The sequence below is a fragment of the Acidovorax sp. PRC11 genome, assembly GCF_031844105.1.
GTDB lineage: Bacteria > Pseudomonadota > Gammaproteobacteria > Burkholderiales > Burkholderiaceae_C > Paracidovorax.
On sequence record NZ_JAUZUQ010000002.1, the window covers coordinates 307729 to 326863 of the forward strand.

Sequence of the window (19135 nt, forward strand, 5' to 3'; positions counted from 1 at the left end):
GGAATGGCGGTCGGTGGGTCGTGGATTCGGGCGCAGGCGGGCCGTCAGGGCGCGGTGGATGCGGGCGCAGGCGCAGGAGCGGGCACGGATGCCGTGGCCGCTGCCGGCGGCGGTGCCTCCCAGCCGCCGCCCGCGGCGCGGTAGAGGCCGATCCAGGCCGCCATGCGCTCCTGGCGCAGCGAGATGAGCGCGGTTTCGGAGTTGAGGGCGGTGCGCCGCGTTTCCTCCAGCTCCAGCAGGCTCGCCAGGCCGCCGCGCCAGCGCGCTTCGGTCGCGACGAAGGAGGCGCGGTAGCCCGCGGCGGCGCGCTCGGCATCGGCGCTGCGCGCCGCGGTGCTCGCGAGCCGCACCAGGGCCTGTTCGACCTCGCTCACCGCGCGGCGCGCGTTGGCGCGGTAGAGCTGCGCGGCTTCCTGGTAGCGGGCCTCGGCGGCGTCCACCTGGGCCGCGCGGCGGCCCGCGTCGAAGATCGGCAGGCTCACCCCGACGGGCCCGATCGACCAGGTGTTCGTCGCCACGCTGGTGCCGCCCGTGCTGCCCCAGGCCCGGCCGACGGAGCCGGCCAGCGTCAGGCGCGGGAAGCGCTGCGCGCGCGCATTGCCCACGTCGGCGCTGGCCGCGGCGACCTCGCGCTCGGCGGCATACACGTCGGGCCGCTGGGCCAGCACGCGGGCCGGCAGGGCATCGATGGCGAACAGCGAATCCGGCAGGGATTGCGGGGCCGGCGCCGCCGCCGCGCGGGCGCGGAGTTCCGGCTCCGGCAGGCCCGTGAGCGCCACCAGGCCCTTCAGGTCGATGTCGCAGGCCATGCGCTGCTGCTCGGCGCGCACGCGGCCTTCGGCCCCGCTGGCCTGTGCGAGCGCCAGCGTGGCCGGCGCGGTGAAGCCCGCGCGCTCGCTGGCTTCCGTGAGGCGCGCGCTCTCGGAGCGGGAGCGGGCGTCGGATTGCGCCACGTCCGCCAGCCGCAGGCACTGCCGCCATGCGTCGTACTGCGTTGCCACCTCGGCGGCCACCGACACGCGGGCTTCGTGCCACCGGGCCTGAGCGCCGGCCAGCCGCTGCCGCGCGGCTTCGGCCGCGGCGGCGTTGCCGCCGAAAACATCCACCTCCCAACTGGCCTGTACGACGCCCTGTACGGTCGTCGCCAGTCCCGCGGCCTGCTGGCTGGTGCCCCGGCTGGCGTTGCCCTGGGCGTCCACGCCCGGCAGCAGCGCCGAGCGCGCGGCGACTTGCGTGGCGCGGGCCTGTTCCACGCGCGAGCGGGCCTGGGCCACGTCCGGGGACACGTCCTGCGCGGCGGCGACCAGGTCGGTGAGCAGCGGGTCGCCCAGGCGCTCCCACCAGCGCACGATGTCTTCCACGCGGCCCTGGTGCGGCAGCGGGGCCTGCCAGCCGGCGGGCGTGGGAAGGTCGACGCGCGGCGGCGGTGCGGTGGCCGCGCAACCGGCCAGGGCGAGCAGGGCGAACAGGATGGCCGCGCCGGGAAGGCGGCGGGGCCCGTGGGGGAGGGGCAGCATCATGGTTTCGACGCCTTTCGGCGGGCCGGCGGGCGGGGGGCGGCAGGAGGCCTGGCCGCAGGGGCGGCGGCATGCCGCCAGGCTTTCTCGGCCGCGATCATGGCCAGCGCATAGTCCACCATGCGGTCGGCCCAGAGTTCCACGGCCTCGGCCGTGGCCAGCAGTTCAGGCTTGAGGGCGTCGATGTCGTCCCGGTGGCCCCACAGCTGGAACGCCATGCTGGAGAGGGTCAGCGCCAGCCGGTGGACGGCGAGGTCGGCGGTGGCGATCCCCATGTGGCGGCAGAGCAGGCGCACGAGCGCATCGTGGGGCTGGCGTACGTCCTGGTCGAGCGCGCGCTCCCACTGCCCCGTCGGCTCGAGCATTTCGCGGATGTGCAGGCGCACGCTCTGGCGGGCCAGCTCGCCATGGGCGAGGGGAGCGAGCGCCGCGTGGAAGTAGCACCGCAGCGCCTCTTCCATCGCAATGCCCGGCTGGGCGAAGGCGGAGCGCAGGGACGCGTGGTCCCACGTAGGCTCGGTGAAGACGGCACTGTAGAGCGATGCCTTGTCGCCGAAGTAGTAGCTCACGGCCGCCACGTTGGCCTGCGCGGCCGAGGCGATGGCGCGGATGGAGGTCTTGGCGTAGCCGTGCTCGGAGAACAGGCGCAGCGCTGCCAGCAACAGGCGCTGCCGTGCGGAGGCGGGCTCATCCTCGCCCCGGCCAGGCGAGGCTGGCCGGGGCGCTGAGGCCGGGGCAGGCGCGGGCGCGGGGTGCGCAGTGCGCGAGGGGCGGGAAGGCATGCGGCGGATTACACCACATCAATCAAACGTTTGTTTGAATTCTTCCCCGCCGCGGTCCGGGGCGCGTGTTCCCGGTCAGCGGGTGCTCAGCGGCGGTCGGTGCCGAACACCGCGCGCCACAGCGCCATCACCGCTTCGCGTTCCGCCTGCAGCGCGGAAGGCGCCACGCGTGTCGGTTCTTCGTTCAGCCGCGCACGGTGTTGCACCTGGCGCAGCGTCCGGTAGGCCGACGCCGCGGCCGCACCCACGCCCGCGGGCAGCAGCCCGGCCGCCTCGGCGCGCTGCAGCAGCGCGATGTTGCCCACGTTGTCGCACAGTTCCGGGTGCGCGCCCGCATGCGCGAGCACGAGGTATTGCACCGCGAATTCCGCATCCACCATGCCGCCCACGCCGTGCTTCACGTCGAACTGCCCCGTGGGCACCGGGTGCGCTTCGCGCACGCGCTCGCGCATGGCGACGATCTCCGCATGCAGGCCGGCCGCATCGCGCGGCGCGGTGATGACGGCCGTGCGCACCTCGTCGAAGCGCTGGTGCAGCGCGTCGCTGCCGAGTACGAAGCGCGCGCGCGTCATGGCCTGGTGTTCCCAGGTCCAGGCGGTGTTGCTGCCGCGGCGCTGCTGGTAGTTGGCATACGCCTCGAAGCGCGTGACGAGCAGGCCCGAGCTGCCGTTGGGTCGCAGCGCGGTGTCGATCTCGTAGAGGTCGCCTTCGCCGGTCTTCACCGTGAGCCAGTTGATCAGCTTGCGCGCGAAGGCGGCATACACCTCGGGCGCGCGGTCGTCGTCGTCGTCGAACACGAAGACGATGTCCAGGTCGCTGCCGTAGCCGAGTTCCTTGCCGCCGAGCTTGCCGTAGCCGATGATGCCGAACTGCGGCACGTCGCGGTGCCGGTTGCGCAGCCGGTCCCAGCACCAGGCGGCGGTCACGCGCAGCACGCAGTCGGCCAGGGCCGAGAGGTCGTCGGCCACCTGCTCGACGGTGATGCGCCGCTCCACGTCGCGCGCCAGGGTGCGGAAGGTTTCCGCATGCTGGGCGCGGCGCAGCAGATTGAGCAGGGCCTCGTCGTCGTCCTCGCCGGTGGAGCGCAGCGAGCCGATGCGCAGCTCCAGCTCGTGCTCGAAATCCGCCGGCACGAAGCGTTCGGCGAGCAGTGCGTCGCCGGCCAGCTCGTCGATCACGCCGGGGTGCTGCAGCATGTAGCGCGCGGGCCACTGGGCGGCGCCGAGCAGGTGCATGAGGTGCTCATGCACCGAGGGGCGCTCCAGCAGCAGCGCAAGGTAGCTCTCGCGGCGCAGCAGCGGCTCCAGCCAGGCCACGAGCCGCACGGCGGCGTCCTCGTTCACGCGGCCCTCGGCCACCCAGCGCGCCGTGCGCTGCACCAGCCGCAGCAGCCGCACCCGGCCCTCGTCGCGCAGCGCGGCCACGCGCGGATGGTCGCGCCACTCGGCCACCCGCTCGCGCACCTTCGGGGGCAATTGCTCCAGCAGCGTGTCGAGTTCGGGCACGGGCGCCGATTGCGCGCGCGGTCCGCCGCAGCCGCCGCTGCTGCACTGGCGCTTGCCGGGGCCGCCGAGCAGGGTGTCGAATTCCTGGGCCACCAGTTCGCGGTGCGCGTCGAGCTGGTGCAGGAAGGCGCAGCAGCCCAGTCCCAGCGTACCGGCGATCCAGGCGAGGTCGTCGTCGTTGGTGGGCAGCACGTGGGTCTGCTGGTCGTCCAGGTACTGGATGCGGTGCTCCACGCGGCGCAGGAAGGTGTAGGCCTCGGCGAGCGCATCGGCCGTCTCCTGCGGCATCAGCCCGGCGCGCGCGAGGCGCTGCAGGGCTTCGAGCGTGGGGCGGCAGCGCAGCTCGGGGAACTGCCCGCCGCGCACCACCTGCAGCAGCTGCACGGTGAATTCGATCTCGCGGATGCCGCCGCGCGAGAGCTTGACGTCGTTGGCGCGCTCCGGGTGGCCCGCGCTGCGCTTGGCGGCGTGGTCGCGGATCTGCCGGTGCAGCGAGCGCAGCGAATCGAACACGCTGTAGTCGAGGTAGCGGCGGAAGACGAAGGGCAGCACTACGGTGCGCAGCCCCTGCACGGCCGGATGGCCCAGGCCGTCGCGCGGCGCGACGATGCGGCTCTTGAGCCAGGCGAAGCGCTCCCATTCGCGCCCCTGCACCTGCAGGTATTCCTCCAGCGCGGCGAGCGAGACGGCCGGCGGGCCGGAGTTGCCGTTGGGGCGCAGGGCCAGGTCCACGCGGAAGACGAAGCCGTGCTCGGTGGTCTCGCCCACCAGGGCATGGATGGACTTCACGACCCGGCCGAAGTATTCCTGGTGCGAGATGCGCCCGCGCCCGCCGTCGATGCCGGCGGTCTCGCCATCGAGCTCGTAGACGTAGATCAGGTCGATGTCGCTCGATACGTTGAGTTCGCGCGCGCCCAGCTTGCCCATGCCCACGATCCAGAGCGCCACCGGCGCGCCGTCCGGGCCCACCGGGGCGCCGTGGCGGGCGTCGAGCTCCTGGCGGGCGTGGCGCAGGGCTTCGTCGAGCGCCAGTTCCGCCAGTTCGGTGGTGGCGCGGGTGATGTCGGACAGCGGCGCGCCCTCTTCGCAGTCGAGGCGGATCAGCCGCTCCATGACCAGCTGCCGCAGCACGCGCAGGGCCGCGCCGGTGTCGTGGCCGCGCGCGCGCAGGGCCTGCAGTGCCTCCGCCATGGACGGGCGGGTCGGGGCGCCGGCCGGCAGCAGGGGCATTTCGCCGGCATAGCGGCGCTGCAGGCGCTGGTGGAAGCGGGAATGGTCGGCGCCGGGGGCGGGCCCCGCGGGAGCGCCCGTGTCAGCGAACGGTGTGGACATAAGGCAAGGAAGAGGCTGTAAAAGCGTACATACCGACACCCTTTCGGGCTGAACCCGCACAGCGGGCGCGGGTCATAATTCCTGCCACATCCGAACCCACCATGATTGAGACGACACCGCACCCATCCCGCCTGCTGAAGTGCATGGCGGGCCTTGCGCGGTGGTCACTGGGACTGTTGATCGCCCTCTGGTTGCTGGTGACCGTGGCCTGGGGGGTGCTCCACGGCTGGATTGTGCCGCGAATCGGCGAGTGGCGTCCGCAGCTGGAAGCCCAGGCCACGCAGGCCCTGGGGGTACCCGTGCGCATCGGCGCGCTGTCGGCGCGCTCCGAGGGCCTGGTGCCGACCGTGGAGCTTCTCGACGTCGCCCTGCTCGATGCGCAGGGGCGCGAGGCGCTGCGCCTGCCCCGGGTGGTCGCCTCGCTGTCGCCGCGCTCGGTGCTGCGCCTGGGCTTCGAGCAGCTCTATATCGAACGCCCCGAACTGGACGTGCGCCGCGAGGCCGACGGGCGCCTGGTGGTGGGCGGCATCCCGGTGCGCAGCCAGGCCGGCCCCGGCGAGGGCGGCGGCGGCGCCGACTGGCTGTTCTCGCAGGGCGAGGTGGCATTGCGCGGGGGCACCGTGCGCTGGACGGACGCGATGCGGGGCGCCCCCCCGCTGGCGCTCTCCGACGTGGACATCGTGCTGCGCAACCGCGGCTGGCGCCACGCGATGCGGCTGGACGCGACGCCACCCGCGGCCTGGGGCGACCGCTTCACCGTCATGGGCCGGTTCCGCCAGCCATTGCTGACCACCCACGGCGGGGCCTGGAAGCAATGGAGCGGCCAGCTGTTCGCGCAGTTCGGGCGCGTGGACGTCTCCCGGCTGCGCCAACACGCGGACATCGACGGCATCGACGTGGTCGGGGGCCGCGGCGCGCTGCGCGCCTGGCTGGACGTGCGGCGCGGCGAGGTGGCCGGCGGCACGGCCGACGTCGCGCTCGCCGACGTCGAGGCCGCCCTCGGCGCGGGGCTGGAGCCGCTGGCGCTGGCGGCGGTGGCCGGCCGCGTGGGTGGCCGGTGGCTGGATGGCGGCTTCGAGGCCTCCACCCAGGGGCTGCAGTTCCGCACCCGCGACGGCCTGCGCTGGCCCGGCGGCAATGCCACGGTGCGCGTCACGGGCCGGGACCCCGCCGCGCCGGAGCGCGAGCAGGGCGAACTGCGCGCCGACCGGCTCGATCTGGCGGCGCTGTCGCAGATCGCCAGCCGCCTGCCGCTGGGCGCGCCGCTGCATGCGGCGCTGGGCCGCTACGGGCCGCGCGGCATCGTGCAGGAGGTGCAGGCCGGCTGGCGCGGGCCCGTGGACGCACCCCGCCAGTACCAGGCCCGCGGCCGCGTGGCCGGCCTGGCGGTGGCCGACGGCACGCCCGACGCCGGTGCGCGTCCGTCCGGCGTGCCGGGGGTGCGCGGGGCCGCGGTGGATTTCGAGCTGACCCAGGCCGGGGGCAAGGCGTCGCTCGCGATCGAGGATGGCGCCCTCGTGCTGCCCGGTGTCTTCGAGGAACCCACGGTGCCGGTGGACCGCCTCACGGCCAGCGTGCGCTGGCAGCTGGAGGGCGAGCGCATCGCCGTGCAGGTGCCGGACCTGCAGTTCGCCAACGCCGACGCGCAGGGCGATGCGCGCGTGGCCTGGTCCACCGCCGATGCGGCGCGCGCCGCCGGCCGCTCACGGTTCCCCGGCGTGCTGGACCTGAGCGGGGCGCTGCACCGCGCCGACGGCACGCGCGTGCACCGCTACCTGCCGCTCTCCATTCCCGCGGAAACCCGGCACTACGTGCGCGACGCCGTGACGGCGGGCACCGCGTCGGGCGTGCAGTTCCGGGTCAAGGGCGATCTGCACGACATGCCCTTCAGCCACGGCGGGCCGGGCGAATTCCGCATCGCCGCCCAGCTCAAGGGCGTGACCTACGCCTACGTGCCGCCGGGCCTGCAGCATGCGGGCGACCCGGCCTGGCCGGCGCTCACGCAACTGGCTGGAGAGCTGGTGTTCGACCGCTCCAGCATGGCGGTGCGCGGCGCGAGCGGCAGCTTCGCCGGCACGCCGCGCCTGCGCGTGGAGCGGGTGGAGGCGCGCATTCCCGATCTGGCGCACAGCGTGGTGGGCGTGCAGGCCCAGGCGCAGGGGCCGCTGTCCGACATGCTGGCCTTCATGGCCGCGTCGCCGCTCTCGCGCCTCACCTCTCGCGCGCTCGATGGCGCCACCGGCACGGGCGCGGCCGGCCTGCAGCTCACCCTGAGCCTGCCGATCAGCCACATCGACCAATCGAAGGTGCAGGGCAGCGTCACGCTCGCGGGCAACGACGTCCGCATCACTCCCGACGTGCCCGTCATCTCGCGTGCGCGCGGCGCCGTGCAGTTCAGCGACACCGGCTTCACGCTGGCGGGCGTGCAGGGTCGGGCGCTGGGCGGAGACCTGCGGCTCGAAGGCGGGATGCGGGCCGCGGCGCCGGGCAGCACGGCGCAGGAATCCTCGGTGCAGGTGCGCGGCCAGGGCGTCGCCACGGCCGAAGGCCTGCGGCAGGCCACGCAATGGCCCGGGGTGCCCGAACTGGCGCGCCGCGCTTCCGGCAGCGCCGCCTACGCATTGACGCTGGGTGTGCGGCGCGGCCTGCCCGAGGTGCTGGTGACGACCAACCTGCAGGGCATGGCCCTGGACCTGCCCGCGCCGCTCGGCAAGGCGGCCGATGCGGTGGTGCCCGTGCGCTACGAATCGCAGCTGGCGCGCGAATCCTCCGTGCCCGCCGCCGCGGGCGCCACGGCCCCGCCGCTGCGCGAGCAGATGGCCGTCGAGATCGGCGGCATCGGGTCGGCCAGCTACCTGCTGGACCACTCCGGCCCCGTGCCGCGGGTGCTGCGGGGCGCCATCGCCATCGGCCTGCCGCCCGGCGAGACGGCGGCCATGCCGGAGCAGGGCGTGTCCGCCAACGTGCGCACCGAACACCTGGACCTGGATGCATGGCAGCAGGCGCTGGCTCCGGCTTCGGCCCCCGCCCCGGCCCCGGCCGCTGCCCCGGTCGCCGAGGTCCCGCCGGCGGCGGAGGCGGTGGCCGCAGGCGCGCCCGGCGCTTCCGGGGCGGGCGCGGGCAAGGGCGCGGCGCGGATGCCCGCCGGCGGCGCGCAGGAGTTCCTGCCGACGGTGCTCGCGGCCCGCGCCAAGACCCTGACCCTGCAGGGCCGCACGCTGCACGACGTGGTGGCCGGCGGATCGCGCGACGGCGCCACGTGGCGCGCCAACCTGGATGCGCGCGAGCTGAACGGCTACGTCGAATACCAGCCGGGCGGTGCGCCGGGCGGCGAGGAAGCCGGTGGCCGGGTGTTCGCCCGCCTGTCGCGCCTGTCGGTGCCGCAGTCGGAAGCGCAGCAGGTGGAGGAGTCGCTGCTCGACACCAAAGAGGCCGGCAGCACCACGCTGCCGGCGCTGGACATCGTCGTGCAGGATTTCGAACTGCGCGGCCGGCGCCTGGGGCGCATCGAGGTCGAGGCGCAGAACCGCGGCGGCACCGGCGGCGCGCCGCGCGAATGGCGGCTGTCCAAGCTCAACCTGTCGGTGCCCGAGGCCACGTTCGCATCGAGCGGCAACTGGGTGCTGCTGGGGGGCGGTGGCGCCGCGGGCGCACGGCGCCGCACCTCCATGGATTTCCGGCTCGACATCCGCGATTCGGGCGAGCTGCTCGCGCGCTTCGGCATGGAAGGCGTCATCCGCCGCGGCAAGGGCCGCATGGAAGGGCAGGTGGCCTGGATGGGGGCGCCGCTCAGCCCGGACTACCGCTCGATGACCGGGCACGTGAACCTCAACGTGGAGTCCGGCCAGTTCCTGAAGGCCGATCCGGGCCTCGCCAAGCTCCTGAGCGTCTTGAGCCTGCAGTCGCTGCCGCGCCGCCTCACGCTCGATTTCCGCGACGTGTTCAGCGAGGGCTTCGCCTTCGACTTCGTGCGCGGCGACGTGCGCATCGACCAGGGCATCGCCACCACCAACAACCTCCAGATGAAGGGGGTGAACGCCGCCGTGCTGATGGAGGGCAGCGCCGACCTCGACCACGAAACGCAGAACCTGCACGTCGTGGTGGTGCCCGAGATCAACGCCATGACCGCCTCGCTCGTCGCCACCGCGATCAATCCGGTGGTGGGCCTGGGCAGCTTCCTCGCGCAGGTCTTCCTGCGGGGTCCGCTCATCCAGGCCGCGACCCAGGAGTTCCGCATCGACGGCACCTGGGCCGATCCGCGCATCGTGCGCGTGCCGCGCCGCCGCGCGGGCGCGCAACCCTCCGGCGCCGCTGCGCCGGATTCCGCCGCCGCCGAGGAGGCCCCCGCGCCGGGGCCCGCACCGGCCGCTTCAAACCGCCAGGCGCCCGCTGCCCGGGGCGCAGAGGACGACGCACCATGATGAAAGCCGCCGCACTGCAGATGGTCTCCGGAACGCAGGTCCGGGACAACCTCGCGCAGGCCCGCCGCCTGCTGGAAGAGGCCGCCGCCGAAGGCGTGGAACTGGCTGCGCTGCCGGAGTACTTCTGCGCCATGGGCGCGCGCGACACCGACAAGCTGGCGCTGCGCGAGACCTTCGGCGACGGCGAGATCCAGGGCTTCCTCGCGCAGGCCGCGCGCGAACTCGGGCTCTGGATCGTGGGCGGCACCCTGCCGCTGCGCTGCGACAGCGACCGGCACGTGCGCAACACCACGCTCGTCTTCTCGCCTGCGGGCGACTGCGTGGCGCGCTACGACAAGATCCACCTGTTCCGCTTCGACAACGGCCGCGAGCGCTTCGACGAGGCCGCCGTGATCGAGGCCGGCGGCGCGCCGGCGCGCTTCCCCATGACCGCGCGCGACGGCTCGGCCTGGCGCGTGGGCCTGTCGGTCTGCTACGACCTGCGTTTCCCGGAGCTGTACCGCGCGCACGCCCGCGCCGGCGCCGACGTGCTGCTCGTGCCCAGCGCCTTCACCCACACGACGGGGCAGGCCCACTGGGAGGTGCTGCTGCGCGCCCGCGCGGTGGAGAACCTCGCCTACGTCGTCGCGCCCGCCCAGGGCGGCCTGCACGAGAACGGCCGGCGCACCTGGGGCCACAGCATGGTCGTGGACCCGTGGGGCGAGGTGCTGGCGCAGTGCGCTGAAGGGCCCGCCGTGGTGGCCGGCACGCTCGACGCCGGGCGGCTGCGGCAGGTGCGCGCGCAGCTGCCGGCGCTGGACCACCGCGTGCTGTGAACCCGCCGTGAGCGCCGTGCCTTCCTCCGCCGATACCGCGCCGTCCGCGCCTGCGTCCGCAGCCGCGCCGGTGCCGCCGCCGGGCCCCGGGCCGGCCGCGCGGGGACGCTGGTCCTGGCGCCGCTGGCACATCGCATGGCGGCGCTGGTCGCTCTGGACGGCGCTGGTGCTGCTCGTGGCGGGCATGCTGGTCACGCAGGTGTGGCTGGCGGGCCGCTACGAGGCCACCGAGGTGCAGAACCGCCTGGAACGCGACGCGGCCGATGCCGTCGCCGACCTGCGCACCGGCTTCACCCACAACCTGCAGAACCTGCAGGCGCTGCAGGCGGGCGATCCGGACATCGCCACCTGGGAGGAACGCTCCGCCCGGCTGCTCGGCATCCGCCGCGAGCTGGTGCGCGTCGAATGGCGGGACCCGTCGCTGCGCGTGCGCGCCCACGCCGAGACGCCCTACCGGCCCGTGCAGTGGGACGCGGACGCACGCGGCAGTGCCCACTCCAACACCGCCCTGGCCTGCGGCAACGCGCGGCGCGTGGGCGGGCCCTCGTACTCCGGCAGCTACTACCAGCCCCTGGGCGAGGGCCGCGGCACCGAGATGATGGAGCTGTGCATCCCGCTCACGCACGAGGGCGTGAGCACCGGCTACCTCGTCGCCACCTATTCGCTGCAGAACGTGCTGGTGGAGATGGTGGTGCCGGGCCTCAAGCGCGGGCAGGAGGTGTCGTTCACCGAGGCCGACGGCACCCGCCTCGCGATGGTGGGCGCCAACCGGCGCGGCATGCGCATGTTCAGCACGCAGCAGCTGTTCGACCTGGCCGGCACGGCCCTGGTGCTGCGCATGGACAGCTGGCACAGCGCCCCCAGCGTCTTCCCCAACGTGCTCACCGCGCTGGTGACGGCGATGTCGATCGCGCTGGTCACCGTGCTCGTGGTGCTGGTGCGCGACAACCGCCGCCGGCTGCGCGCCGAGCGCGACCTGGGCGACGCGCTCGCCTTCCGCAAGGCGATGGAGGATTCGCTGGTGACGGGGCTGCGCGCGCGCGACCTGCAGGGCCGGATCACCTACGTGAACCCGGCCTTCTGCGAGATGGTGGGCTTCCCCACGCAGGAACTGCTGGGCCAGGCCGACCGGCCGCCCTACTGGCCACCCGAGTTCGCCGACGAATACTGGCGGCGGCAGCAGAGCCGGCTCGCGGGCCAGCATCCGCCCCCGCGCGAGGGCTACGAGTCCACCTTCATGCGCAAGGACGGCACGCGCTTTCCCGTGATGATCTTCGAGGCGCCCCTGATCAATGCGCAGGGCCTGCACACGGGCTGGATGAGCGCCTTCCTGGACGTGAGCGAGCAGCGCCGCGTCGAAGAGATCTCGCGGGCCTCGCAGGAGCGCCTGCAGGCCACCGCGCGGCTCGCCACCGTGGGCGAGATGGCCTCGCTGCTGAGCCACGAGCTGAACCAGCCTCTCGCGGCGATCGCGAGCTATGCCTCCGGGTCGATCAACCTGCTCGAGAGCGCGCCGCCCGGGCAGGACGGCGGGGCCGCCACTGCCTCCTACCTGCCGGACGTGCGCGTGGCCCTGCAGCGGATCGCCCAGCAGGCCGAGCGTGCGGGCCGCGTCATCAAGAGCGTGCACGACTTCGTGCGCCGCCGCGACCAGACGCGCGAGCCCGTCGCCCCCGAAGACCTGCTGGACGCGGTGCTGCCGCTGATCCGCCTGCAGGCCCACAAGCTGCGCGTGCAGATCCGCATCGCCGTGGAGCCGCAGCTGCCCCGCGTGCTGTGCGACCGCACGATGGTGGAGCAGGTGCTGCTCAACCTGGCGCGCAACTCCATGCAGGCGATGGACGAGCCCGGCACGCCGCAGCGGCTGCTGGAGCTGCGCGTGCGCCGCGCGGCCTCCAATGCCCAGAACGCGTGGATCGAATTCCAGGTGATCGACGGCGGCCCGGGCATCGCGCCCGAGATCGGTGCCAAGCTGTTCACGCCGTTCTTCACCACCCGCGCCGAAGGCATGGGGCTGGGCCTGAGCCTGTGCCGCACCGTGGTCGAGCAGCACGGCGGCTTCCTGGGCCACGCGCCGCACGCGCCGCGTGGTACGGTATTCACCTTCACCCTGCCGGCCTGCCCCGCCGCAGGAACCGACACCGATCCTGCCCACCCTTCTGCCTGATGGAACCCGTCTCCAACGCCACCGTGTACATCGTGGACGACGACGCCGGCGTGCGCGAAGCGCTCGCCTGGCTGCTGCGCTCGCGCCGCGTTCCCAGTGAATCCTTCGACAGCGCGGAGGCCTTCGAGGCCGCGCTGGGCGAGCGCCCCATGCCGCGCCATCCCTGCTGCCTGCTGCTGGACGTGCGCATGCCCGGCATGAGCGGCCTGGCGGTCTTCGACCGGCTGGCCGAGCGCGGTCTCATCGCGGCCATGCCGGTGATCTTCCTCACGGGCCATGCCGACGTGCCCACGGCGGTGGCCACCGTCAAGCGGGGCGCCTTCGATTTCTGCGAAAAGCCGTTCTCCGACAACCTGCTGGTGGACCGCATCGAGCAGGCGATCGCGCAGTCGGCCCGCCATCTCGAATCCGTGCACCAGCGCGACGACCTGCAGCAGCGGCTCTCCGAGCTGACCGAACGCGAGCGCGACGTCATGCGGCTCGTGGTGGAGGGATTGCCCAACAAGCTGATCGCCGACCAGCTGGACATCAGCGTGCGCACGGTGGAAGTCCACCGGGCACGCGTGTTCGACAAGATGCAGGTGAAATCGGCCGTCGAGCTGGCGAACCTGCTCCGATCGGCCGATTGAGCGTTTGAACGGCCCCGCGGCGCTGCGCGGGACCGGCGGGCTGCGTCAGCCCTGGCGCTGGCGCTCGCCCACGTAGATCTCGACGCGGCGGTTGCGGGCGCGGCCCTCGGCCGTGTCGTTGGTGGCGATCGGCTCGCGTGCGCCGCGGCCTTCCACCTGGATGCGGCCGCCGTTCACGCCGTGCGAGGTGAGGTAGTTGCGCGTGCTGGTGGCGCGGTCGAGCGACAGCGGGTTGTTGATCGCGTCCGTGCCGGTGGAGTCGGTGTAGCCGACGATGCGCACTTCGGCGTTGGGGTTGTTGCGCAGGCCTTCGGCGAAGCGGTCCAGCACCGGGGCGAAGTTCGACTGGATGTCGGAACGGTTGGTGGCGAACGAAATGTCGCTCGGGATGTCGAGCTTGAGCTGGTTGTCGGCCGTCTGCGTGACCACCACGCCCGTGCCGCGCGTCACCTGCTGCATCTCCTGCTTCTGGCGCTCCATGTGCTGCGACCAGATGTACGAGCCCAGGGCGCCCACGCCCGCGCCGATGACCGCGCCGGTGCCGGCGTTGCCGCCCGTCACCGCGCCCAGCACGGCGCCGCCGGCGGCACCGACGCCCGCCCCGGTGGCCGTGCGGCGCTGGGTGTCGGTCATGTTGGCGCAGCCGCTGGCGAGCAGGACGGCGGCGGTGGCGGCGATGAGGGTGCGGGATACGCGCATGGAATTCTCCTTGTGTGCTGTCGTGTGATGGGAGTGCGGCCGGCCCGCGGAATGCAGGCACGGGGGAGCGCGAAAATCAACGTTCCCGTCCAGCCGGCACATACGGGAATTCTTGGCGCCACCGCAGCCGCGCGTGACCGGCGAAAGCCGCCAGCGCGTGCAGGCCCCGTCCTACTTTCCCTCGTCCGGCGGCTCGCCGTCCCGGGGCGGCAGCTCGCCCCGGGGCCGTCCCGAGAACATGGTCCACCACACGATGGCGACGAGCACCACCAGCGCCAGCAGTGCTTCAAGCAAAATCAGCCCCATGAATCTCCGTCTCCTGCGCCTGGTGACAATGGCGCTGATTGTAGGAACGCTGGCCGCCTGCTCCACGCGTGCGCCCGCACCCTCCCCGGTACCCGCCCCGTCGCCCACCGGTCCCCTCGTCACCCTGCCGCCGGGGCCCGGCGTGCCGCTGCCCCCCGAACCCGGCGGGCCGCTTCCTTCGCCCATGGCCCAGCCCAAGAGCCGCTGGATTCCCGTGCACTGGAACGAACTGCCCGGGTTCTCCACCGACTCCCTGTACGAGGCCTGGAACGCCTGGCTGCGCAGCTGCGAACGCCCGCTGCCGGCCTTCGCGCCGCTGTGCCCCGAGATCCGCCGCCTCTCCATCGCCACGCCGGAGGAGCAGCGCGAATGGATGGTGGCGCGCCTGCAGCCCTACCGGATCGAGGCGCTCGACGGCAACGCCGACGGCATGCTCACCAGCTACTACGAGCCGTATCTGGACGCCAGCCGCAATCCGGGCAACGGCTTCACCGTGCCGCTCTACGCCCTGCCCAACGGTTTCGGCCAGCGCAAGCCCTGGTACACGCGCCAGCAGATCGACACCCTGCCCGAGGCGCAGGCCGCGCTCGCGGGCCGGGTCATCGCCTGGGTGCGCGATCCGGTCGAGGCGCTGGTGGTGCACATCCAGGGCTCGGGGCGGCTGCGCATCCAGGAGCCGGACGGCTCCGTGCGCCTCGTGCGCGTGGCCTTCGCCGGCACCAACGACCAGCCCTACCAGAGCGTCGGCCGCTGGCTGCTCGACCAGGGCCTGGTGCGCGACGCCACCTGGCCGGGCATCCGCGCCTGGACGCTGCAGAACCCGCAGCGGGTGCAGGAGATGCTCTGGGCCAATCCGCGCTACGTGTTCTTCCGCGAAGAGGCCATGTCGCCCATGGACGCGGCCTTCGGCCCGCGCGGCGCGCAGGGCGTGCCGCTCACCCCGGGCCGTTCCATCGCGGTCGACCGGCAGAGCATTCCCTACGGCACGCCCGTCTGGCTGGCCTCCAGCGGGCCGACGGCGCAGCTGCAGCGGCTGGTGCTGGCGCAGGACACCGGCTCCGCCATCCTGGGCGCCGTGCGGGCGGACTACTTCGCAGGCTGGGGCCAGGAAGCGGGCGAGCTGGCCGGGCGGCTCAAGCAGGGCCTGCGGCTGTGGGCGCTGTGGCCGAGGTGAGCTGAAGCCGCTCCGGGCCGCCAGCGCCGCTCCGCCCGGGGCAGCGCGGCGCACATGTGACGTGCGCCGCGCCCACACGCCCTGCGGATCGTGTAGTCTGGCCTCTCCATAACCACAGCAGGGAGAGAGAACCATGACACCGATCCGCACGGCGATCGTCCACCTGACCGCGCTGCTCGCCTGCGGCGCCGCGGGCGCCCAGACGCCGCCAGGCGCCGCCACCGATTCCACGGCGTCCACCGCTTCCGCCACTGCCGCGGGCCCCGTCCTGCGCCCCGGCACCAACGCGCACTTCATTCCGTTCGCATCCCCGCCCGGCGACCAGTCCCTGCCCATGGCGAACGCGCCCCGGCTGGCCTTCGAAGTGCGCATGCCCGCCGACGGCCCGGTGAGCGCGCCCGCCCGGACCTTCACCGTCACCATGGACACGGGCTCCACCGGCGTGGTGATTTCCGCCGTCGACCTGCCCGGCTATTCGCGTGCCGGGGAAGCGCGCGACACCCACCCCGGCTGGGAATTCCTCTCCAGCAGCAAGCGGCTGTGGATCGGCCACTGGGTGGTGCGCGACCTCGTCTTCCGCTCCGGGGGCGAGGAGGTGATCGCGCGGGTTCCGGTATTGGCCGTCGAGAAGGAAATGATCTGCCCGGGCTGGAGCGAAAAAGCCAACCGGCCCGACTGCGACCAGCCCACGGACACCACCGAAAACCCCGCCGGCATCGCCTACATGGGCGTCGGCTTCGGGCGCGAGCACGACGGCCAGCCGCAGGGCACGCCCGACAAGAACCCGCTGCTCAACCTCTCCATGATCGGCGGCCGGCCCGTGCGGCCGGGCGAGGTGCATGCCGGCTACATCGTCACCCAGCACGGCGTGCACGCCGGCCTCACGCCGGCCAACGCCACGGGCTTCCGTGCCGTGAAGCTGCAGCCCGGCAGCCTGCTCGCGAACGGCTCGCCCGCCTCCACCGATCCGCGCGACTGGCGGCAGGCCACCATGGCCGTCTCGGTGAACGGCAGCGCGCCCGAGGCCGGGCCCGTGCTGGTGGACACCGGCATCGCGCAGATGTATCTCACTGTCTCCAACCCTTCGGCGCTGCCGACGGCCCAGATACCCAACCCCAGTCGCCCCGGCCGGACCGTCACCGGCCTGCAGCCGGACACGCCCGTGCAGGTGATGTTCCCCGGCGCGCAGGCGCCCGTCGCGCAATACGACTTCCGCGTGGGCGATGCCGCGGCGCCCCAGGCGGTGCTGGTGAACTCGCCCGGGCGCCCGGCCTTCGTCAACACCGGCCGCCACATGCTGCGGCAGTTCGACGTGCTGTACGACGCCGAAGGCGGCTGGTTCGGGTTGCGGCCGGTGCGGCGCTGACCGCCGGCAGCGGTGCGCGCGGGTATCGCCGCCTGCGCTGCCGCTACCGCTCCAGCTCCACCAGATAGCGCGTCACCGCGGGCGGCGCATCGCCCACATGGAACGCCAATTTGCGGTCGCGCAGCGCCACGTCCGATGCGGTGACGCGGTCGAAGCGCCGCAGGTGCTCGGTCCAGGATTCGTCCACGATGCGCTCCACGTAGCGGCTCGGGTCGGCGATGTCGTGCTGCAGCTGCCAGTCGAGCGCGCCCTGGCGCAGGCGGCTGCGGCGGCTCTCCTGCATCGTCGCCCGGAATTCGGTGGCGCGCTCGGGATCGATCACGTATTCGATGGTCACCACCACATGCCCGCGCTCGGGCGTGGTGGGCGCGGTGGGCACCTTGAAGGCGCGCGAGGGGCTCAGGTCCTCTTCCATCGTGCGGTCGGCCACGAAGCGCTGCACCAGTGCCATCGCGATGGTGCCGGTGAGCGCGGCGATCGCCAGGCTCATGTGCACGCTGGTCACCGAGGCCACCTGCCCCCAGAAGGCCGCGCCCGCCGCCGTGGCGCCCATGATCGCCATCTGGTAGATCGACATCCCGCGCGCGCGCACCCAGTTCGGCAGCGCGAGCTGCGCCGACACGCTCAGCGAATTCGCCGTGGTGATCCAGGCCATGCCGCCCACCACCATCGCCGGCACGGCGACATACACATTCGGCGCGATCGCGACCACCGACGTGGCCAGCGCCTGCAGCAGCGCCCCGCGGCCCACCAGCGTGTCGCGCGGCATCGCCTGGCGCAGCCGCGGCAGGAACATCGCCGCGGCGATGGCGCCGGCGCCCATCGAGGCCAGCAGCAGCGTGAAGGTGCCCGCGCCGCCGCCCTCCAGGTCACGCGCCACCAGCGGCAGCAGCGCCAGCAGGGCGGTGGCGTGCAGGAAGAAGATCGAGATGCGCCAGAGCACGGCACGCATGCGCGGCGACTCGCGCACGAACTGCACGCCCACGCGCATCGCGCTGCCGAGCCGTTCGCGGCCCAGCGGATTGGGCACGTGCGTGCGCTTCCAGCGCATGATCGTGAAGCCCGCGATCACCGACAGCACGGCATTGAGCACGAACACCCAGGCGCTGCCCGCGCTGGCGATGATCGCCCCGGCCAGCAGCGGGCCGACGATGCGCGAGGCGTTCATCGCCACGCCGTTGAGCGCGAGTGCCGCGGGCAATTGCGCGCGGTTGACCAGCTCCGGCACGATGGCCGCGAACACCGGCCAGCGCATCGCCAGCCCGATGCCGTTGGCGAACGTGAGCGCCAGCAGCAGCGGCGCCGTCATCCCTCCGGCCAGGATGGCCAGGCACAGCACCAGCGCCACCGCGGCCACCCAGAACTGCGTGGCGATGAAATAGCGCCGCCGGTCCAGGATGTCCGCCAGCGCGCCGCTGGGCAGGCCCAGCAGGAACACCGGCAGCGTGGAGGCCGTCTGCACCAGCGCCACCAGCACGGGCGAGGTGGTGAGCGTCGTCATCAGCCACGCGGCCGCGACGTCGTTCATCCACATGCAGGTATTGGCCGCGAGCCAGGTGAGCCACAGCATGCGGAACACCGGTACCCCGAGCGGGGCGAGGGGGGCGAGCTCGGCACGCCGCGCGGCGTCCTGGCCGAGCTGGGCGGCCGCCGCGGCCTCGGCGGAGGCAGCCGCCTGCGCGGCGGGCGTGGCGGCCGGGTCTTCGATCAGGCGGCCGGGGGGCGCGCGTTCAGCGCCACCGTGCGCGGGCGGTATGGGGGCGTTTGTTGAGGAAGGGTAAGGTGACGTGTCCGGGGAAGGAGGGGGCTGCTGCGGCATAGGCATCCCATTGTCCCCAGTGCGGCGCGATCGTGCAGCGACTTTCTTCCCGGACGTTGCCGGACGGCGCAATACGCGGCCGTCGTTCGGGCCCCGGCGGGGCCTCTTGCGTCAGCGTCCCCGGCCTAGATGGCTCAGCGGCAGCGCCCCACCCGCCTTCACCTCCCCCAGCGAAAAGCTCGTGTGCATGTCCTTCACGTTGGGCAGGTTCAGCAGCACGCCGCGCGCGAACTGCGAGAAGCTCTCCAGGTCGCGCGCCACCACCTGCAGCTCGAAGGTGCCGGTGCCGCTGATGTAGTGGCAGGCGACCACTTCCGGGATCTTCGCGATGGCTTCCTCCATCTCGCGCGTGAGGCCGCCGGTGCTGCGGTCGGCGTCCAGCCGCACGAACGCCAGCACGCCCAGGCCAATGCGGTGCCGGTCGATCTCGGCGTGGTAGCCCTTGATGAAGCCTGCACCCTCCAGTGCCCGCACGCGCCGCCAGCACGGCGCCGCCGAGAGGCCCACCCGCTGCGCCAGCTCGGCGTTGGTCAGGCGTGCATCGGCCTGCAGTTCCGCCAGGATGGCGATGTCGAATTTGTCGAGTTCTTCCATTCATCGATT

At 73.2% G+C, this 19135-nt stretch carries 13 protein-coding genes; 6 read left to right on the plus strand and 7 right to left on the minus strand.

The window, feature by feature from the left end; genetic code table 11:
- Window positions 1-44: 44 nt before the first annotated feature.
- The 3 genes from Q9R47_RS03495 to glnE all read right to left on the minus strand — a co-directional run bounded on the left by Q9R47_RS03495 (window position 45) and on the right by glnE (window position 5136).
- Window positions 45-1520, minus strand: coding sequence for an efflux transporter outer membrane subunit (locus Q9R47_RS03495; protein WP_311231807.1), 1476 nt, complete (start codon window positions 1518-1520; stop codon window positions 45-47).
- Window positions 1517-2299: a CerR family C-terminal domain-containing protein gene (locus Q9R47_RS03500; RefSeq protein ID WP_311231808.1), complete on the minus strand. Its 783-nt coding sequence runs from the start codon at window positions 2297-2299 to the stop codon at window positions 1517-1519. Before Q9R47_RS03500 ends, Q9R47_RS03495 begins: the two co-directional genes overlap by 4 nt.
- Window positions 2300-2385: 86 nt before the next feature.
- Window positions 2386-5136, minus strand: a complete 2751-nt coding sequence (glnE, locus tag Q9R47_RS03505) for a bifunctional [glutamate--ammonia ligase]-adenylyl-L-tyrosine phosphorylase/[glutamate--ammonia-ligase] adenylyltransferase (RefSeq protein WP_311231809.1) — start codon at window positions 5134-5136, stop codon at window positions 2386-2388.
- Between the two features lie 101 nt (window positions 5137-5237).
- Between glnE and Q9R47_RS03510 the strand changes: the two genes are divergently transcribed.
- From Q9R47_RS03510 to Q9R47_RS03525, 4 genes are all read left to right on the plus strand, one after another.
- Window positions 5238-9557 (plus strand): YhdP family protein, encoded by a 4320-nt coding sequence (locus tag Q9R47_RS03510; RefSeq protein ID WP_311231810.1) that lies wholly within the window; start codon window positions 5238-5240, stop codon window positions 9555-9557.
- Window positions 9557-10372, plus strand: a complete 816-nt coding sequence (locus tag Q9R47_RS03515) for a carbon-nitrogen hydrolase family protein (RefSeq protein ID WP_311231909.1) — start codon at window positions 9557-9559, stop codon at window positions 10370-10372. The genes Q9R47_RS03510 and Q9R47_RS03515 overlap by 1 nt, the downstream gene beginning before the upstream one ends.
- Before the next feature lie 70 nt (window positions 10373-10442).
- Window positions 10443-12539: an ATP-binding protein gene (locus tag Q9R47_RS03520; RefSeq protein WP_311231910.1), complete on the plus strand. Its 2097-nt coding sequence runs from the start codon at window positions 10443-10445 to the stop codon at window positions 12537-12539.
- On the plus strand, window positions 12539-13168 hold the full coding sequence (locus Q9R47_RS03525; RefSeq protein ID WP_311231811.1) for a sigma-70 family RNA polymerase sigma factor: 630 nt from the start codon (window positions 12539-12541) through the stop codon (window positions 13166-13168). Before Q9R47_RS03520 ends, Q9R47_RS03525 begins: the two co-directional genes overlap by 1 nt.
- A 45-nt stretch (window positions 13169-13213) precedes the next feature.
- On the opposite strand, the gene Q9R47_RS03530 is transcribed toward Q9R47_RS03525, so the two are convergent.
- Both Q9R47_RS03530 and Q9R47_RS03535 read right to left on the minus strand, forming a co-directional pair.
- Complete coding sequence (locus Q9R47_RS03530; protein ID WP_311231812.1) at window positions 13214-13867, minus strand: OmpA family protein; 654 nt, start codon at window positions 13865-13867, stop codon at window positions 13214-13216.
- A 171-nt stretch (window positions 13868-14038) separates the two neighbouring features.
- On the minus strand, window positions 14039-14173 hold the full coding sequence (locus tag Q9R47_RS03535) for a hypothetical protein (RefSeq protein WP_311231813.1): 135 nt from the start codon (window positions 14171-14173) through the stop codon (window positions 14039-14041).
- Between Q9R47_RS03535 and Q9R47_RS03540 the strand changes: the two genes are divergently transcribed.
- On the plus strand, window positions 14121-15347 hold the full coding sequence (locus Q9R47_RS03540; protein WP_311231814.1) for an MltA domain-containing protein: 1227 nt from the start codon (window positions 14121-14123) through the stop codon (window positions 15345-15347). The two genes, Q9R47_RS03535 and Q9R47_RS03540, sit on opposite strands and share 53 nt — an antisense overlap.
- Window positions 15348-15480: 133 nt before the next feature.
- Window positions 15481-16713: a hypothetical protein gene (locus tag Q9R47_RS03545; RefSeq protein ID WP_311231815.1), complete on the plus strand. Its 1233-nt coding sequence runs from the start codon at window positions 15481-15483 to the stop codon at window positions 16711-16713.
- 43 nt (window positions 16714-16756) lie between these two features.
- Here the strand turns inward: Q9R47_RS03545 and Q9R47_RS03550 are convergent, their stop codons facing one another.
- Complete coding sequence (locus Q9R47_RS03550) at window positions 16757-18532, minus strand: MFS transporter (protein ID WP_311231911.1); 1776 nt, start codon at window positions 18530-18532, stop codon at window positions 16757-16759.
- Window positions 18533-18643: 111 nt separating this feature from the next.
- Complete coding sequence (locus Q9R47_RS03555; protein ID WP_311231816.1) at window positions 18644-19126, minus strand: Lrp/AsnC family transcriptional regulator; 483 nt, start codon at window positions 19124-19126, stop codon at window positions 18644-18646.
- Between the last annotated feature and the right edge of the window lie 9 nt (window positions 19127-19135).

Bases quoted from the DNA above. Each gene is read 5' to 3' on its own strand.
- Q9R47_RS03495 (WP_311231807.1), bottom strand. From the start codon at position 1,520: ATGATGCTGCCCCTCCCCCACGGGCCCCGCCGCCTTCCCGGCGCGGCC.
- Q9R47_RS03500 (WP_311231808.1), bottom strand. From the start codon at position 2,299: ATGCCTTCCCGCCCCTCGCGCACTGCGCACCCCGCGCCCGCGCCTGCC.
- glnE (WP_311231809.1), bottom strand. From the start codon at position 5,136: ATGTCCACACCGTTCGCTGACACGGGCGCTCCCGCGGGGCCCGCCCCC.
- Q9R47_RS03510 (WP_311231810.1), top strand. From the start codon at position 5,238: ATGATTGAGACGACACCGCACCCATCCCGCCTGCTGAAGTGCATGGCG.
- Q9R47_RS03515 (WP_311231909.1), top strand. From the start codon at position 9,557: ATGAAAGCCGCCGCACTGCAGATGGTCTCCGGAACGCAGGTCCGGGAC.
- Q9R47_RS03525 (WP_311231811.1), top strand. From the start codon at position 12,539: ATGGAACCCGTCTCCAACGCCACCGTGTACATCGTGGACGACGACGCC.
- Q9R47_RS03530 (WP_311231812.1), bottom strand. From the start codon at position 13,867: ATGCGCGTATCCCGCACCCTCATCGCCGCCACCGCCGCCGTCCTGCTC.
- Q9R47_RS03540 (WP_311231814.1), top strand. From the start codon at position 14,121: ATGGCGACGAGCACCACCAGCGCCAGCAGTGCTTCAAGCAAAATCAGC.
- Q9R47_RS03535 (WP_311231813.1), bottom strand. From the start codon at position 14,173: ATGGGGCTGATTTTGCTTGAAGCACTGCTGGCGCTGGTGGTGCTCGTC.
- Q9R47_RS03545 (WP_311231815.1), top strand. From the start codon at position 15,481: ATGACACCGATCCGCACGGCGATCGTCCACCTGACCGCGCTGCTCGCC.
- Q9R47_RS03550 (WP_311231911.1), bottom strand. From the start codon at position 18,532: ATGCCGCAGCAGCCCCCTCCTTCCCCGGACACGTCACCTTACCCTTCC.
- Q9R47_RS03555 (WP_311231816.1), bottom strand. From the start codon at position 19,126: ATGGAAGAACTCGACAAATTCGACATCGCCATCCTGGCGGAACTGCAG.